The organism is Bradyrhizobium sp. USDA 10063, assembly GCF_054063735.1.
Genome location: NZ_JBSSGP010000002.1, coordinates 3398879 through 3414805 on the forward strand (window position 1 = coordinate 3398879; position 15927 = coordinate 3414805).

Below are 15927 nucleotides of genomic sequence, written 5' to 3' on the forward strand. Positions count from 1 at the left end.
CGGAGGTTGCCTGCGCTGCTTGACTCCCAGCCTACGGTTTTACGACAGGCGGATGACTCGTGGGCTTCGCGGATCGAAAGAACGTGGATGAGAAACGTTGAAGCAGCGGACTCAACTCTATCCCCTCATCCTGAGGAGGCGCGCCAGCGCCGTCTCGAAGGATGTGGCCCGGCTGCGAGATCGGGGCCTCATCCTTCGAGACGCGCGCGAGCGCGCTCCTCAGGATGAGGGTCTGCCGTCTGAGGGGCTTCCACAGAAGCGAACGCGATCAGCGCCAGTTGCAGATGCCGCCGGAGCGGCAGGGCCAGGTCTGGATGCGGGTGTCGCGGGCCTGGGCGTCGAGCGGATTGCTGTGGCGGCGGGCAAGCTTCGCGCGGGCGGGAGTCCGGCGCTCGGTGCGCACTGAGCGTTGCGGCGCCGGCGCAGCCGTCGCGGCGCGGGCCGCCCTCACTCTCGTCGTCTGCACCGGCTTCGGTTCCGCGACCACGTGTGCAGCATCACTGCGATCGCTCTTGGCTTCGACGGGAACCGGCGCGAACTCAGTGGACGGTCCGAGGCGCTTGGGCGACAGCACGGCCTTGGAGAGGTCGAGATTGAAATAGTCGCCGGGACGGTACTCGTCCGCCATCGCCGGGACGCTCAGGACCAGGGCGGCGGTGGCAACGGCGGCCAGAATTGCATTTCTGGAGCTCACCGAACGCCTCCGAAATGACTCCAAATGGAACACGCCCATCATGTAGGAAGCCGGCCGGGCAATTCCAGCCGATCCTGTGGGCACGGTTACCGATCAACGAAAGTAATGGCCGCAGGTTGCTTCATGCGGCCCAAGAATCGGCCCAAGAATCGTCCCAAGCACCGGACTGGATCGGAACCTATTCAGCCGCCTGCGCGACCGGCTGGCCAATCGCGGCTTCCAGCCGCTGGCATTCCTGGCGATAGCGCGCGACGTTGGCTTCCTTGACGTGGCCGTAGCCGCGCACCAGTTCGGCCGCCCTCGCCAGCGCCACCAGCCGCGGCAAATCGAGCGGCTTGCTGTCGAGATGGCCCAGGATCATCGCGGAATATTCCTGCGGCAGCGCCCGTTCCATCCGCCGCTCGGCGGTGTAGCCGAAGATGTCGAGCGCGGTGCCGCGCAAGCGCTTCAGCCGCGCCAGCAGCCTGAACGCGCCGAACACCCAGGGCCCGAACTCGCGCTTCTGCAGATGTCCGGTGACCTTGTCGCGGCGAGCGAACAGCGGCGGCGCCAGCAGCACCTTCAGGCCGGGCTCACCGTCGAACTGCTCCTTCAACGCCCTCGCGAACTCGCCATCGGTATAGAGACGGGCGACCTCGTACTCGTCCTTGTAGGCCATCAGCTTGAACAGGCCTTTTGCAAACGCTTCCGTCAGTTCATGCGAGCCGGGAGCGGCCGCTGACTCGACGGCACGCACCCGTGCGACGTCGGCAAGGTAGCGCTGCGAATAGGCCTCGTCCTGATAGTCGGTGAGGAATTTGGCGCGGAAGGCGATGGTCTCGTCGAGGGTGCGCCTCGCTGGCGCTGCGCTCGATGTCTTGAAGCGCGCGGCGCTGACGACGCGCGCCAGATCGTGCGCGGCGAGCCGGCCCCATGAGAAGGCCAGCTTGTTCATCTCGACCGCGGCACCGTTGAGCTCGATCGCCTTCATCAGCGCGTCAAGCGACAACGGCACCGCGCCGCGCTGGAAGGCGAAGCCGAGCAGGAAGGCGTTGGTGGCAATGCTGTCGCCCATCAGCGCCGTGGCTAGGCCGGTGGCATCGAGGATGTCGAGGTCGGACGAGGTGACGGCTTCGCTCAGCGCATCGCGCATCGCGCCCGCCTCGAAATCGATGTCCGGATTCATCACGAAGCTGGCGGTCGGCAGCAGATCGGCGTTGACGATCGCGCGCGTGACGCCGCGCTCGGCCCGGCTCAACGCCGCGACGCTGGTCGCAACCACGATGTCGCAGCCGAGGATCAGGTTGGCGCCGCCCGCGGCGATGCGGACGCTGGCGAGATCCTCCACATTGGAAGCAAGCCGGACATGGCTCATGACCGCGCCGTTCTTCTGCGACAGACCGGTGAAGTCGAGCGTCGAGCAGGCCAGCCCCTCGACATGGGCCGCCATGCCGAGCAGCGCGCCGATGGTGATGACGCCGGTGCCGCCGATGCCGGTGACGAGGATGTTGTAGGGGCCGGACAGCGCCTGCGGCTTCGGCGTCGGCAGGTCGGCAAACAGCGCCGACGGATCGGCGGCTGCGCGGTCGGCCTTGCGCAGCTTGGGATCATGGACGGTGACGAAGCTCGGGCAGAAGCCCTCGATGCAGGAGAAATCCTTGTTGCAGTTGGACTGGTCGATGCGGCGCTTGCGGCCGAACTCGGTATCGAGCGGCTGCACCGAGACGCAGTTCGACTGCACGGAGCAGTCGCCGCAGCCCTCGCAGACGCGCTCGTTGATGAAGACGCGCTTCGGCGGATCGGGATAGAGCCCGCGCTTGCGGCGACGGCGCTTCTCCGCCGCGCAGGTCTGGTCGTAGATCAGGACCGTGAGACCAGCGACGTCACGGAGCTCGCGCTGCACCGCGTCGAGCTCGCGGCGGTGATGGATGGTGGCGCCCGCGGGGAAATAGTTGTCCGGATATTTCGTGGGATCGTCGGAAACGATGGCGATGCGCTTGGTGCCCTCGGCGGCGACCTGATGCGCGATCTGCGACACCGTGAAGCTGCCCTCGGCGGGCTGACCGCCGGTCATCGCGACCGCGTCATTATAGAGGATCTTGTAGGTGATGTTGACGCCGGCGGCGGCCGCGGCGCGCAGCGCCAGCAGGCCGGAATGGGTGTAGGTGCCGTCGCCGAGATTCTGGAAGACGTGCTTCTCGTCGGTGAACGGCGCCTGCCCGATCCAGGCCACGCCCTCCGCGCCCATATGCGAGATGGTCGCGGTGCGGCGCGCCGGGATCGACAGCGCCATGCCGTGACAGCCGATGCCGGCCATGGCGCGGCTGCCTTCCGGGATCTTGGTCGAGGTGTTGTGCGGGCAGCCCGAGCAGAAATACGGCGTGCGCTGCAGTTTTGCGGCGCCAATACCTTCCGCCGGCCGGTCGAAAGCTTCGAGTTTTGCGAGCCGCTGCTCCAGCATCGGGCTGCGATGGCCGAGCTTGCGCAACCGTGCGACGACGGCGGCGGCGACCATGGTCGGCGTCAATTCGCCTTCGCTCGGCAGCAGCACCGCGCCGCTCTCGTCGCGCTTGCCGACCACCGACGGACGCTTGGAGGCATCGACATTGTAGAGGATGCGGATGAGCTGCTCCTCGATGAAGCCGCGCTTCTCCTCGACCACGAGAACATCCTGCAGACCTTCGGCGAAGGCGCGGGCTCCGGCTTCTTCCAGCGGCCAGGTCAGCGCGACCTTGTAGATGCGAAGGCCGAGCGCCTGCGCCTCGGCATCCGATATGCCGAGTTCGGCGAGCGCCTGGCGCAGATCGAGATAGGCCTTGCCGGTCGCCATGATGCCGAGCCGCGCCGGCCTGGAGTCGAGCACGATGCGGTCGAAGCGGTTGGCGCGGGCGAAGGCGGCAACGGCCTGCATCTTCGGGCCGTGCAGGCGCCGCTCCTGTTCGAGCGGCGCATCCGGCCAGCGGATGGAAAGGCCATCCGGTGGCATCTCGAAATCGTCAGGCGTGATGATCCGGATGCGGTCGGGATCGCTGATGATGGAGGCCGAGCTCTCCACCGTCTCCGAGATCGCCTTGAAGCCGACCCAGCAGCCGCTATAGCGCGAGAGGGCAAAACCGAGGATGCCGAGGTCCAGATAATCCTGCAGCGTCGCGGGATTGACCACCGGCATCAGCGCTGCCGCGAACACCTGCTCGCTCTGATGCGCCAGCGTCGACGACTGGCAGCCATGATCGTCGCCGGCGAGCGCGATCACGCCGCCGTTCCGCGAGGTGCCGGCCGAATTGGCATGCTTCAGCGCATCGAGCGAACGGTCGACGCCGGGGCCCTTGCCGTACCAGATGCCGAACACGCCATCGACCTTGGCGCCCGGAAACATCCCGACCTGCTGGCTGCCCCACACAGCGGTCGCCGCCAGATCCTCGTTGAGGCCGGGGACGAAGGCGATGTCATGCTGCTTGAGGAAGGATTTCGCCCGCCACAACGTGTGGTCGTACATGCCGAGCGGCGAGCCGCGGTAGCCGGAGATGAAACCCGCGGTAGTGAGACCCTGCGCGCGATCGCGTTCGCGCTGCAACATGGGAAGCCGGACCAGCGCCTGGGTACCGGAAAGGAAGATGCGTTTGACGTCCAACCGGTACTTGTCGTCCAGGCCAACTTCCATCAGCGACATGCTCGCTCCCCGTCCCTGCAGATTCTGTCGTTGCCGCATAGCATGCACTGATTTTGCTATGCATGGACAGGACCGCATTCATGGTCTGACGGCATATCTCACGGCAGCCGTCGCCTCTTGCCGCGATGGCGCCACTTTGAAACGGTGGCGGCAACGGGGAAGACCCCGATGGACCAGCGGGAGTGAAACGAGATGCGCCTTCAAGATCGTGTCGCCATTGTCGTCGGCGCCGGCCAGAGCCCCGGCGAGGGCATCGGCAACGGCCGCGCCACCGCGCTGACCTTCGCGCGCGAAGGCGCCAGGGTGCTGTGCGTCGACCATCACCTGGACTCGGCGCAGGAGACGGTCGACATGATCGCGGCGAAGGGCGGTACCGCTGCAGTCTTCAAGGCCGACGTGACGAAGCACGCCGAGATCAAGGCGATGGTGGCGGATGCGCATCAGCGCTGGGGCAAGGTCGACATCCTGCACAACAATGTCGGCGTCAGCCTCTCCGGCGGCGATGCCGAACTGCTCGAGATCAGCGAGGAGGCGTTCGACCGCTGCGTCGCGATCAACCTCAAGAGCTGCATCCTCGCCGCCAAGCATGTGATCCCGATCATGCGCGCGCAGCGAAGCGGCGCCATCATCAACATCTCGTCGATGGCCGCGATCACGACCTACCCTTACGTTGCCTACAAGGCGACGAAGTCGGCGATGATCGCCTTCACCGAACAACTCGCCTATCAGAATGCGCAATACGGCATTCGCGCCAATGTGATCCTGCCCGGCCTGATGAACACGCCGATGGCAGTCGACACCCGCGCCCGCCAGTTCAAGAAGAGCCGCACTGAGGTCGAGGCCGAGCGCGACAGCAAGGTACCGCTGCGACACAAGATGGGCACCGGCTGGGACGTCGCCAACGCCGCGCTGTTTCTGGCTTCAGATGAAGCGAGTTTTATTACCGGAGTAACCTTGCCTGTGGATGGCGGTGCCAGCGTACGGCGTGGCTGAGTTGGTTAATGCAAGGACGGGGCGAAGAAGAAGCGGCAGCACCACTGTCCTGCGTGGTTAAGATTCAATGGAATTCTTGAAAATGTTGAAGGATTCCAGCCACACGATGATGTGACGCTCTGTTCGAAATCCTGACTCGATCTGGTCGCATGTTCTTCATGAGCGCTGGGTAAACCGCGCTCGCCAATGGTTAACGAATCCGAGGAACCATGAACGACGAATTCGACACCGAATTGACGGCGGATCAATGGGAAGTTCTCAAGGCGCTGCGCGCACCTGCAGCAAATCCTTCGAGAATAAACAGGTTTTCAGTCGAAAGCCTGATCACGCTCGGACTCGTCGCGATGCGCGGCGAATCGCTTGTGCTAACGCCGGCCGGACGCAAGGTGCTGGTCCGCGGCTCGTCGAAGCTGCTGCAGGACCTCGCCGCCTGAAATTAAGGTTTGAGCACACGCGGCATCATGCCGCGTGTGCCTTTGCAGGAATCGTAGCTTCGCCGTGATGCGTCAGCGGCTTCATGCCGGTGGCGCTGCGAAGCAACACATAGAATACCGGCGTCAGGAACAGACCGAAGATCGTGACGCCGATCATGCCGGAGAACACCGCGACGCCCATCGCACGCCGCATCTCCGAGCCCGCACCGGTCGACAGCACCAGCGGCAGCACGCCCATGATGAACGCCATCGACGTCATCAGGATCGGGCGAAGACGCAAGCGGCTGGCCTCGATCGCGGCGCGGATCGGCGAACGGCCGGCGAACTCCAACTCGCGCGCGAATTCGACGATCAGGATCGCGTTCTTCGCCGACAACCCCACCAGCACGATCAGGCCGATCTGGGTGAAGATGTTGTTGTCGCCGCCCGAGAGCCAGACACCGAACATCGCAGCCAAGAGCCCCATCGGCACGATCATGAGGATCGCGAGCGGCAGCGTGAGACTCTCATAGAGCGCGGCCAGCACCAGGAAGACCAGCAGGATTGCCAGCGGGAAGACCCAGATGCCGGAATTGCCGGCGATGAACTCCTGATAGGTCAGGTCGGTCCATTCGAAGGCAAAGCCCGGCGGCAGCACTTCGGCGGCAATCCGCGTCGCCGCTTCCTGCGCCTGGCCGGACGAATAGCCGGGCGCGGCGGCGGCGTTGATGTCCGAGGACAGGAAGCCATTGTAGCGGATCGCGCGCTCGGGTCCCGCGCTCTGGCGGATCTTCAACAACGCCGACAGCGGCACCATGTCGCCGGAGGACGAGCGCACCTTCAACTGCCTGATATCGTCGGCGCGGGCGCGGAACGGCGCGTCGGCCTGGACATAGACCGAATAGGTGCGGCCGAATTTGTTGAAGTCGTTGACGTAGTACGAGCCCAAATAGATTTGGAGCGTGTTGAAGACCTCCGTCACCGGGACGCCAAGTTGCAGCGCCTTGGTGCGGTCGATATCCGCATAGAGCTGCGGCACGTTGACCTGGAAGCTCGAGAACAGGCCGGCGATCTCCGGCGCCTTTGACATCGCCGCCATGAACGCCTTGGTCGCATCGTTGAGGGCGTCATAGCCGAGGCCGGCGCGATCCTCGATCTGCAGCTTGAAGCCGCCGATGGTCCCGAGGCCGTTGACCGGCGGCGGCGGGAACATCGCGATGAAGGCTTCCTGGATGCCGGCATATTTCTTGTTCAGGTCGGCCGCGATCGCATTGCCGCTGAGCGAAGCGTCCTTGCGCTCGTCGAACGGCTTCAGCGTCGAGAACACGATGCCGGCGTTGGAGGAGTTGGTGAAGCCGGAGATCGACAGCCCCGGGAACGCGACCGAGCTTTCGACGCCCGGCTGGGTCAGCGCGATGTCGCTCATCTTGCGGATGACCTCTTCGGTGCGATCGAGCGTCGCGCCATCGGGCAGCCGCGCGAAGCCGACCAGATACTGCTTGTCCTGGCCGGGGACGAAGCCGCTCGGCACCTGCTTGAACAGCACGGCGGTGACGCCGATCAGGAGCACATAGAGGCCCATCACGGCGGCCTTGCCGAAGATCACCTTGCCGACGCTGCGGCCGTAATTCTCCGAGGAGCGCGTGAAGACGCGGTTGAAGCCGCGGAAGAACCAGCCCAGCCCCTTGTCGAGGATGAGCGTGAGCCTGTCCTTGGGCTCGTGATGGCCCTTTAGCAGCAGCGCCGAGAGCGCCGGCGACAGCGTCAGCGAGTTGATCGCCGAGATCACGGTCGAGATCGCGATCGTCAGCGCGAACTGCTTGTAGAACTGCCCGGTGAGGCCGGAGATGAAGGCGAGCGGCACGAACACGGCGATCAGGACCAGCGCGATCGCGATGATCGGGCCGGACACTTCCTTCATCGCCTGATAGGTGGCGTCCCGCGGCGACAGGCCGGACTCGATATTGCGCTCGACGTTCTCGACCACGACGATGGCGTCGTCGACGACGATGCCGATCGCGAGCACCAGGCCGAACAGGCTGAGCGCGTTGATCGAAAAGCCGAACACATGCATCACCGCGAAGGTGCCGACGATCGACACCGGCACCGCGAGCAGCGGGATGATCGAGGCGCGCCAGGTCTGCAGGAACAGGATCACGACCAGGACGACCAGCACGATCGCTTCCAGCAGCGTATGCACCACCGCCTCGATCGAGGAACGCACGAACTGGGTCGGGTCGTAAACGATCTTGTAGTCGACGCCGTCAGGCATGTTCTTCTTGATCTCGGCCATGGTGGCGCGGACCTTGGTGGAGATATCCAGCGCATTGGAGCCGGGCGCCTGGTTGATCGGGATCGCGACCGCCTGCTTGTTGTCGAGCAAGGAACGCAGGCCGTATTCGGAGGCTCCCAGCTCGATGCGGGCAACGTCGCGCAGCCGCACCACCTCGCCGCGCGCGCCGGTCTTCACCACGATCTCGCCGAACTGTTCCTCGCTGGCGAGCCGGCCCTCGGCGTTGACGGAAAGCTGCAGGTCGATGCCCTTGACGCTCGGCGAGGAGCCGACGACGCCCGCGGCGGCCTCCACGTTCTGCGCCTGGATCGCCCTGACGATGTCGCTCGCGGTCAGGCCGTGCTCGGCGGCCTTCTGAGGATCCACCCAGACCCGCATCGAATAGTCGCCGGCGCCATAGAGCTGGACGTCGCCGACGCCGTCGATCCGCGCCAGCCGGTCCTTGACGTTGAGCACCGCATAGTTGCGCAGATACGTCATGTCGTAGCGGTTGTTCGGCGACAGCAGGTGCACGACCATCGTGAGGTCGGGCGAGCTCTTCTTGGTGATGATGCCGAGCTGGCGCACCACGGCCGGCAGCCGCGGCTCGGCCTGCTGCACGCGGTTCTGCACGAGCTGCGTCGCCTTGTCGGGATCGGTGCCGAGGCGGAAGGTCACCGTCAGCGTCATCGCGCCGTCGGTGGTGGCCTGGCTGCTCATATAGAGCATGTTCTCGACGCCGTTGATCTGCTCCTCGATCGGGGTCGCGACCGTTTCCGCGATCACCTTCGGATTGGCGCCGGGATAGGTGGCGCGCACCACGACCGACGGCGGCACGACATCGGGATATTCCGAGATCGGCATCGCCAGAAGCGAGATCAGGCCGGCGAGGAAAATCAGGACCGACAGCACGCCCGCAAAGATCGGCCGGTCGATGAAAAATTTCGAGAGATTCATAGGTGTGCCCCTGTGCGCAGCATCTTATCTTTGTCTGAGCATGATCTCCGCGCAAACGCTTCGCGTTTGTCGCAGGGAAAACCGGTTTCCACTTTTCCGGATCATGCTCTAGCGCTGCACCACGTGCTTGTTGTCTTCGTTGGAGGCTCGCTGGGTGCCGCGCGCGCCCATTTCGGCGACCTCCGTCTTCAGGAGAGCGCCGGGGCGCACGCGCTGCAGGCCGTTGACGACGATGCGCTCGCCGGACTTCAAGCCTGACGTGATGATGCGCAAACCATCGACGGTGCCGCCGAGCGTGATCGGACGGTAGACCGCGCGGTTGTCCTCGCTAACCACCATCACGAACTTCTTGTCCTGGTCGGTGCCGATCGCACGTTCGTCCACCAGGACCAGCGTCTGCTTCTGCGGCTGGCCCATCCGCACGCGAGCGAACTGGCCGGGGATCAGGCGGCCGTCATCATTGCGGAACACCGCGCGCACGCGGATGGTGCCGCTCTGGCCGTTGACCTGGTTGTCGATGAGCTGGATGTGGCCCTTCGCTGTGGTGCCGCCCGACGTGGTCATCTCCACTGGGATGCGATCGAGATTGCCGCGGGTGCCGGAGCTATCTGCGATCGAGTGCAACGCGCGCAGCACCACCTCTTCGTCGGCATCGAAGCTGGCATAGATCGGATTGACCGAGACCAGCGACGTCAAGACCGGCGACGCCGTGCCGGCGGCGACGAGATTGCCGACGGTGACCTCGAACTTGCCGACGCGGCCGTCCACGGGCGCGCGCACTTCGGTGTAGTCGAGATTGAGCTTTGCGGTTTGCAGCGTCGCTTCGGCGGCCTTGACGTTGGCGATGGCTTCGCGATTGGCGTTGTCGCGCTGGTCATAGTCGCGCCGGGTCACGACGGCGTTGCCGACGAGTTGCGCGCCGCGCTCGAGCTCGCTGGTCGTGAAGACCACGCGCGCCTTGGCGGCCTCGAGCTGTGCCTTGGCCTTGTCGACCTCCGCGGCGTAAGGCGCGGGATCGATCTTGAACAGGACATCGCCGGCCTTCACCAGCGAGCCTTCGGTGAAGTTGGTCGAAAGGATCGCACCGGCGACACGCGGCCGCAGCTCGACCCGGTCGATGGCTTCGAGCCGGCCGGAGAAATCGTCCCACAGATTGGCCTGTCGGGGTTCGATCACCGCGACCGTCACGGCGACGGCCGGCTCCGGTGCGGTGGCGGCACTGGTTGCCTGCGCGGCATGGAAATAGCGGCCGGAAAGGACCGATCCGGCCGCTGCGATAGCGCCAAGGATCACAATGCCGACAACGATGCGTCGGAACCGGCCGGAACGGGGGGTGATGCGGGATGGGGGCATTTGCGCGCTCCAGAATTGTAGTGAGCACTACAAATGTGGAGCTGGACGCCGGTCCGCAAGATACTTATGTAGCGGATGTTAAGAAATTTTCAGGGAGCACGCAATGGCGATGGGCAGGCCCCGGGCGTTCGACGCCGACGCGGCGCTGGACCAGGCGATGGAAGTGTTCTGGCGGCACGGCTATGAGGGCGCGACGATCGCGCAACTCACTGACGCCATGGGCATAAATCCGCCAAGCCTGTACGCGGCCTTTGGCAGCAAAGAGGGCCTGTTGAAGGCCGCGCTCGATCGTTACAGCGCCAAGCGCGCCTGCTGGCTGGAACAAATCGTGAGCGCGCCGACCGCCCGCGAAGTGGCCGAGCGCATCCTGATGGGCACCGCCGATACCCAGACCGACCCGGCCAACCCGCCCGGCTGCCTCTTGGTCCAGGGCGGCCTTGCCTGCGGCACCGGTTCGGAAAACGTTCCGTTCGAACTCGCCGCCCATCGGGCGCAGACCGAAAACCAGCTCCGCGACCGCTTCGTAAGGGCGAGAGCCGAGGGTGATCTCAAGGAAACCGCCGACCCTGCCGCGCTCGCGCGCTATCTTTCCGCGGTTATCGCCGGCATGGGCGTGATGGCTTCGTCCGGCGCGGACCGCGAGGCGCTGCGGCAGGTCGCTGCGGTATCGCTGAAGGCGTTCGAGGAGCAGAGCAATTCATAGTGACCGGCAATGAAGCATTGGAGCTGCTGGCTGCCTGGTCTCTACACCCTCCGTCGCTATGAAGCGGCGTCGCTTCCGCGCGATGTCTTCGCCGGGCTCGTGCTGGCGACCATGCTGGCGCCGGTTGGGATTGCCTACGCGGAAGCATCGGGTCTGCCTGGCATCTATGGTCTGTACGCAACGATCGTACCGCTGCTCGTCTACGCATTGTTCGGCCCCAGCCGCATCCTTGTGCTGGCGCCGGACTCGGCTCTGGCAGCCGTCATCCTCGGTGTCGTCGTTCCGTTGTCCGGCGGCGATCCTCTGCGCGCCATAACCTTGGCCGGCGCGATGGCCATCGTGTCCGGGACGATATGCATTCTGGCCGGCATCGTGCGTCTGGGTTTCGTGACCGAGCTGCTCTCCAAGCCGATACGCTACGGCTATATGAACGGCATTGCCCTGACGGTGTTGGTCAGCCAACTGCCAAAGCTGTTCGGTTTTTCCATTGAGAGCGATGGACTGTTGTGGAGCTTGCGGGCGATCGCCGGTGCAATCCTTGAAGGCAGGACCAACTGGGTCGCGTTCGGGATCGGGCTCGGCACATTGATCGTCATGCTCCTGCTCCGCAACAACAAGCGGCTGCCAGGTATTCTGATCGCGGTGGTCGGGGCGACGGTCGTCGTCGGTGCGCTGGATCTCGGGCCCCAGTACGGCGTGACCGTTCTGGGTCCTCTTCCGGAAGGCCTGCCGGGCTTCGCCGTTCCCCGGATCGGCTACGACGACATATTGCCGGTGATAATCGGCGGGTGCGCCGTCGCGCTCATATCGTTCGCCGATACCAGCGTGCTTTCGCGCGCCTTTGCTGCGCGATTGGGCACGCAGGCCGATCCCAACCAGGAGATGGTGGCGCTCGGCACCGCCAATCTGGCAACCGGCTTTTTCCAGGGATTTCCGATCAGCAGCAGCAGTTCGCGGACGCCGGTTGCGGAAGCAGCGGGCGCCCGCACGCAACTGGCCAATGTCGTCGGCGCGCTGGCCATCGCCCTTCTTTTGCTGGCAGCACCAAACCTCCTTCGGCATCTGCCCAACGCTGCGCTGGCCGCCGTCGTCATCGCCGGCGCGATCGGCTTGATCGAAGTCACCGACCTGAAACGAATCTATCGCATCCAGCAGTGGGAGTTCTGGCTATCGATCATCTGCTTTGTCGGCGTGGCAGTGCTTGGAGTCATTCCGGGCATTGGTCTCGCCATCGCGATCGCCATTGCCGAGTTTCTATGGGACGCGTGGCGCCCGCACTCGGCCGTATTGGGCCGCGCAGATCGCGTGAAAGGCTATCACGACATCACGAGATATCCGGATGCGCGCCAGATCCCCGGTCTGGTCCTGTTTCGGTGGGACGCGCCTCTGTTCTTCGCCAATGCCGAGTTCTTCAACGAGCGCATTCTGGACGCCGTGGCGAAATCGCCGACGCCCGTGCGTTGGCTGGTCGTTGCCGCGGAGCCGGTCACCAGCGTGGACGTCACTGCCGGCGATACGCTTGCCAAACTGGACGAGATGTTGCACGCACGGGGTATCGAGCTTCGATTTGCCGAACTCAAGGATCCCGTAAAGGACAAGCTGAAGAAATTCGGATTGCTGGCGCAGCTTGGTGAAGACAGCTTCTTCCCGACCGTCGGCGCAGCCGTCTCCACCTACCTGGAAATCAACAGTGATGTGGCATGGGAGGACTGGGAAGACCAAGCCGCCCGCTAGACTTCACCTCTCCCGCTTGCGGGAGAGGGAGCGCAGCGTGCATCGCGCGGGCCGCGTCACCACATCGTCTGGCGGGCGCGCTCCGGCCATTCGCGGTCGTAGGTTTCGCCGCCGACCTTGTCCTCGCTCATGCTGGCGAGGATCTGGCCCGGAGTCGGCAATGTCCTGGGGTCGACGCGCTTGTCGGGATTCCAGAGGTCGGCGCGGACGATGGCGCGGGCGCATTGGAAGTAGATCTCGTCGACGGTCATGACGATGACGGAGCGCGGCGTCTTTCCCTCCATCTTGAAGGAAGCGAGCAAATCCGGATCGATGGAGAGATGGGCGCGGCCGTTGACGCGGAGCGTGGTGCCGGAGCCGGGGATCAGGAACAAGAGCGCGATGCGCGAGTCGCGAACGATGTTGCGAAGCGAATCGACGCGGTTGTTGCCGCGACGATCGGGCATCATCAGCGTCTTCTCGTCATGGATGCGGACGAAGCCGGGCAGGTCGCCGCGCGGCGAGCAATCGATGCCTTCCGGACCGACGGTGGCGAGCACCGCGAACGGCGACGTCTCGATCAGGATGCGATAGGGCGGCGTGATATGGTCGGCGACCTTGACGGTGGAGGCATCGTTCGGGAAGCCGTAGATCGCCTCCAATTGTTCGATCGTCGCGATACGTGTCATCGGCTTCCCTTGTTTACTCGTCCCAGCGGCTGCCCCTGATGATCCGCGCGAGCTGACGCGCGTGATAGTCGGCGGCGCCGACATTGACGATGGTGAAGTCCGGAGCGGCCGTCGTCTCGTCGACGGTGCGGCCGAGCCGATGCTCGATCCGGCCGTCGCTCGCGCGTCCGCGCATCGCCAGCCGCTCGGCGAGCACGTTCGGCGGCGCCGTGATCTGGACCACGACGACATTGGCGTAGGCGCGGCGGGCCACCGATATCACCGTGCGCGAGACATTGGCGATCACGGTGCGGCCGGCGCGGACATCGTCATCGATCGCGCGCGGCAGCGCATAGCAATGACCATGCGCCTCCCAATGCATGGCGTAGTCGCCGCACGCCACCGCTTCGCGGAACGCTTCCGCGCTGACCTCGTCATTGTCCTCGGAGGCCGAGGAGGCGCGTGTGATCACACGGCGGGCGAAGACGGCATTGCCGTCATCAGCACAGGCTGCTTGGGCGAGTCCCAACAGCGTATCCTTGCCGGCGCCACTCGGGCCGACCACCAGCACCAGGCGGCCGGGGCCGATCGCAACAGGCGCGTCGATTGCAACTGCGCGCGCTTCCGTCATGCGACCCGCTCCCCCTCGCGCCAGACACTGCGCACTACCGGGAGGTCACGCGCGATATGCACGCGGATCAGGTCGGCGCGCTTGCCGACGGCAATCTCGCCGCGGTCGGTGAGCCCCACCGCTTCAGCCGGCGTCTTCGTCACCGTACGCACGGCGGATGCGAGATCGATCGCGGGAACGTGCTGCGGCAATTGCAGCGCCGCCATCAACAGGCTGGAAGGGATGTAGTCGGACGAGAGGATGTCGAGCAGCCCCTCGCGGGCGAGATCGACGGCGGCGATGTTGCCGGAATGCGAGCCGCCGCGCACGACATTGGGCGCGCCCATCAGGATATCGATGCCGGCCGCATGCAGCCCGCGCGCGGCTTCCATCGTGGTGGGGAATTCCGCGACGGAAACGCGGTCTCGCACGGCGTCGACGACGTTCTCCTCGGTGGTGTCGTCGTGGCTCGCAAGCGGAATCTTGTATTCATGCGCGAGCGCGACGATCGCGCGCATGTTGGTGGCGGCATAGGCCTTCTGGTTGGCGAAACGTCGTGCGAAGAGTTCGTCGAGCTGGGCATCGGTCATGCCGCCGCCCTTGCCGCGGTAGTAGTCGCGCAGCTTCACCTCGTCGCGGAACTGGCGCTGGCCGGGCGTGTGGTCCATCAGCGACATCAGCCGCACGTCGGGCCGATCGATCAGCTCCTTCGCTTCGGCGACCACGTCCGGCATCGGGATCTCGCAGCGCAGATGCAGGAAATGATCCGCGCGAAGCAGATTGCCCTCGCGCGCTGCCGAGATCGCGGCAGCCAGAATGCCGGCGCGGCCGTCGACGTCCTCGGCGCCATCCTCGCGCCAGACCCGGAGCGAATCCAGCACCGTCGTAATGCCTGAGGTCGCGAGCTGGGCGTCATAGGAGATGACGGAGGCGACCGGGTCCCAGAACACCTTCGGGCGTGGCACGTAATGGCCTTCGAGGTGATCGGTGTGCAGCTCGATCATGCCGGGCATGATGAGGTCGCCGCCGGCATCCTCGCCGCCATCGGGCGCGCTCCCCTCGCCGAACTCGGCGACACGACCATCGGCGAGCGCGACCCAGCCGCGCTCGATGACGCGGTCCGCCAATACGAGCCGGGCATTGCCGATGATGGTCTCTCTTGCGGTCATCTCCCCTTCCCTCTCATGTCACCCCCTCATGCCGCTGCAGCGAATGACGTGACATCCACGATTCGGTCTGCAATCAGATGACGGATTTCATCGTCATGCACGATCGCGACCATCGCGACGCCGCGGCGTTTCTTCTCTCCGATCAGTTCCACCACCACGGCGCGGTTGGCCGCATCGAGCGAGGCCGTCGGCTCGTCCAACAGCAGGATCGGCAGATCGGAAATGAAGCCATGCGCGATGTTGACGCGCTGCTGCTCGCCGCCGGAGAAGGTCGAGGGCGGCAGCCGCCACAGCCGCTCGGGAATGTTGAGGCGGCGGAGCAGCGCGCCGGCCTTGTCGTGCGCCTCGGTCCGCGGCGTGCCATTGGCGACCAGCGGCTCGGCGACGACGTCGATGGTCGGCACCCGCGGCACCGCGCGCAGGAACTGGCTGACATAGCCGATGGTGGCGCGGCGCACGCTCAGGACCTGGCGTGGCTCGGCGCTGGCGAGATCGATCACCTTGCCCTGGTGGCGGACGTCGATCCGCCCGGTGTCGCAGCGGTAGTTGCCGAAGATCATCTTGAGGATCGACGATTTGCCGGCGCCCGATGGACCGGACAGCACGACGCATTCGCCCGGCTCGACATGGAACGAGACGCCGCTGACCACGGGCAACTCGACCCCACCCTGCAGATGCATGGTGAAGGTCTTGGCCGCGTTCGAAATCTGGATCATCGCAGTCATCGGCGCCC

Annotated in this window: 12 protein-coding genes; 4 read left to right on the top strand and 8 right to left on the bottom strand. The window is 65.1% G+C overall.

Annotated elements, in window-relative coordinates:
- Positions 1–268 precede the first annotated feature (268 nt).
- Together ACVJGD_RS18425 and ACVJGD_RS18430 are read right to left on the bottom strand one after the other, a co-directional pair.
- Complete coding sequence (locus ACVJGD_RS18425; protein ID WP_456640287.1) at positions 269–628, bottom strand: hypothetical protein; 360 nt, start codon at positions 626–628, stop codon at positions 269–271.
- A 244-nt stretch (positions 629–872) separates the two neighbouring features.
- Positions 873–4343: an indolepyruvate ferredoxin oxidoreductase family protein gene (locus tag ACVJGD_RS18430; RefSeq protein ID WP_456635678.1), complete on the bottom strand. Its 3471-nt coding sequence runs from the start codon at positions 4341–4343 to the stop codon at positions 873–875.
- A gap of 192 nt (positions 4344–4535) precedes the next feature.
- Here ACVJGD_RS18430 and ACVJGD_RS18435 point away from each other — a divergent pair, with 192 nt between their 5' ends.
- The gene (locus tag ACVJGD_RS18435) at positions 4536–5336 is read left to right on the top strand and encodes an SDR family NAD(P)-dependent oxidoreductase (protein WP_456635679.1); all 801 of its coding nucleotides are present in this window, start codon (positions 4536–4538) and stop codon (positions 5334–5336) included.
- Positions 5337–5545: 209 nt separating this feature from the next.
- On the top strand, positions 5546–5770 hold the full coding sequence (locus tag ACVJGD_RS18440) for a hypothetical protein (protein ID WP_225703081.1): 225 nt from the start codon (positions 5546–5548) through the stop codon (positions 5768–5770).
- A gap of 25 nt (positions 5771–5795) precedes the next feature.
- Here the strand turns inward: ACVJGD_RS18440 and ACVJGD_RS18445 are convergent, their stop codons facing one another.
- Both ACVJGD_RS18445 and ACVJGD_RS18450 read right to left on the bottom strand, forming a co-directional pair.
- Entirely contained in the window at positions 5796–8978 is a 3183-nt protein-coding gene (locus ACVJGD_RS18445) for an efflux RND transporter permease subunit (RefSeq protein ID WP_456635680.1), read from the bottom strand.
- A 108-nt stretch (positions 8979–9086) separates the two neighbouring features.
- A complete protein-coding gene (locus ACVJGD_RS18450) occupies positions 9087–10331 on the bottom strand; it encodes an efflux RND transporter periplasmic adaptor subunit (protein WP_456635681.1) in 1245 nt (414 codons plus the stop codon).
- A 103-nt stretch (positions 10332–10434) separates the two neighbouring features.
- Between ACVJGD_RS18450 and ACVJGD_RS18455 the strand changes: the two genes are divergently transcribed.
- Both ACVJGD_RS18455 and ACVJGD_RS18460 read left to right on the top strand, forming a co-directional pair.
- Positions 10435–11034: a TetR/AcrR family transcriptional regulator gene (locus tag ACVJGD_RS18455; protein WP_456635682.1), complete on the top strand. Its 600-nt coding sequence runs from the start codon at positions 10435–10437 to the stop codon at positions 11032–11034.
- Positions 11035–11043: 9 nt separating this feature from the next.
- Positions 11044–12768 carry a SulP family inorganic anion transporter gene (locus ACVJGD_RS18460; RefSeq protein WP_456635683.1) on the top strand — a complete coding sequence of 575 codons (1725 nt, stop codon included), beginning with the start codon at positions 11044–11046 and terminating at the stop codon, positions 12766–12768.
- Between the two features lie 56 nt (positions 12769–12824).
- Here the strand turns inward: ACVJGD_RS18460 and ACVJGD_RS18465 are convergent, their stop codons facing one another.
- The 4 genes from ACVJGD_RS18465 to phnL are packed head-to-tail and all read right to left on the bottom strand — an operon-like array spanning position 12825 to position 15919.
- On the bottom strand, positions 12825–13436 hold the full coding sequence (locus ACVJGD_RS18465) for a pyridoxamine 5'-phosphate oxidase family protein (RefSeq protein WP_456635684.1): 612 nt from the start codon (positions 13434–13436) through the stop codon (positions 12825–12827).
- A gap of 13 nt (positions 13437–13449) precedes the next feature.
- Positions 13450–14046, bottom strand: coding sequence for a phosphonate metabolism protein/1,5-bisphosphokinase (PRPP-forming) PhnN (gene phnN / locus ACVJGD_RS18470; RefSeq protein WP_456635685.1), 597 nt, complete (start codon positions 14044–14046; stop codon positions 13450–13452).
- Positions 14043–15194 (bottom strand): alpha-D-ribose 1-methylphosphonate 5-triphosphate diphosphatase, encoded by a 1152-nt coding sequence (locus ACVJGD_RS18475; protein ID WP_456635686.1) that lies wholly within the window; start codon positions 15192–15194, stop codon positions 14043–14045. Before ACVJGD_RS18475 ends, phnN begins: the two co-directional genes overlap by 4 nt.
- A gap of 26 nt (positions 15195–15220) precedes the next feature.
- Entirely contained in the window at positions 15221–15919 is a 699-nt protein-coding gene (phnL, locus tag ACVJGD_RS18480) for a phosphonate C-P lyase system protein PhnL (RefSeq protein WP_456635687.1), read from the bottom strand.
- Positions 15920–15927 lie beyond the last annotated feature (8 nt).

What these genes read in the sequence shown, in the direction of transcription:
- ACVJGD_RS18460 (WP_456635683.1), top strand. Translation starts at nt 11,044, where the DNA reads ATGAAGCATTGGAGCTGCTGGCTGCCTGGTCTCTACACCCTCCGTCGC.
- ACVJGD_RS18445 (WP_456635680.1), bottom strand. Translation starts at nt 8,978, where the DNA reads ATGAATCTCTCGAAATTTTTCATCGACCGGCCGATCTTTGCGGGCGTG.
- ACVJGD_RS18465 (WP_456635684.1), bottom strand. Translation starts at nt 13,436, where the DNA reads ATGACACGTATCGCGACGATCGAACAATTGGAGGCGATCTACGGCTTC.
- ACVJGD_RS18455 (WP_456635682.1), top strand. Translation starts at nt 10,435, where the DNA reads ATGGCGATGGGCAGGCCCCGGGCGTTCGACGCCGACGCGGCGCTGGAC.
- ACVJGD_RS18435 (WP_456635679.1), top strand. Translation starts at nt 4,536, where the DNA reads ATGCGCCTTCAAGATCGTGTCGCCATTGTCGTCGGCGCCGGCCAGAGC.
- ACVJGD_RS18430 (WP_456635678.1), bottom strand. Translation starts at nt 4,343, where the DNA reads ATGTCGCTGATGGAAGTTGGCCTGGACGACAAGTACCGGTTGGACGTC.
- ACVJGD_RS18425 (WP_456640287.1), bottom strand. Translation starts at nt 628, where the DNA reads ATGGCGGACGAGTACCGTCCCGGCGACTATTTCAATCTCGACCTCTCC.
- phnL (WP_456635687.1), bottom strand. Translation starts at nt 15,919, where the DNA reads ATGACTGCGATGATCCAGATTTCGAACGCGGCCAAGACCTTCACCATG.
- ACVJGD_RS18475 (WP_456635686.1), bottom strand. Translation starts at nt 15,194, where the DNA reads ATGACCGCAAGAGAGACCATCATCGGCAATGCCCGGCTCGTATTGGCG.
- ACVJGD_RS18440 (WP_225703081.1), top strand. Translation starts at nt 5,546, where the DNA reads ATGAACGACGAATTCGACACCGAATTGACGGCGGATCAATGGGAAGTT.
- ACVJGD_RS18450 (WP_456635681.1), bottom strand. Translation starts at nt 10,331, where the DNA reads ATGCCCCCATCCCGCATCACCCCCCGTTCCGGCCGGTTCCGACGCATC.
- phnN (WP_456635685.1), bottom strand. Translation starts at nt 14,046, where the DNA reads ATGACGGAAGCGCGCGCAGTTGCAATCGACGCGCCTGTTGCGATCGGC.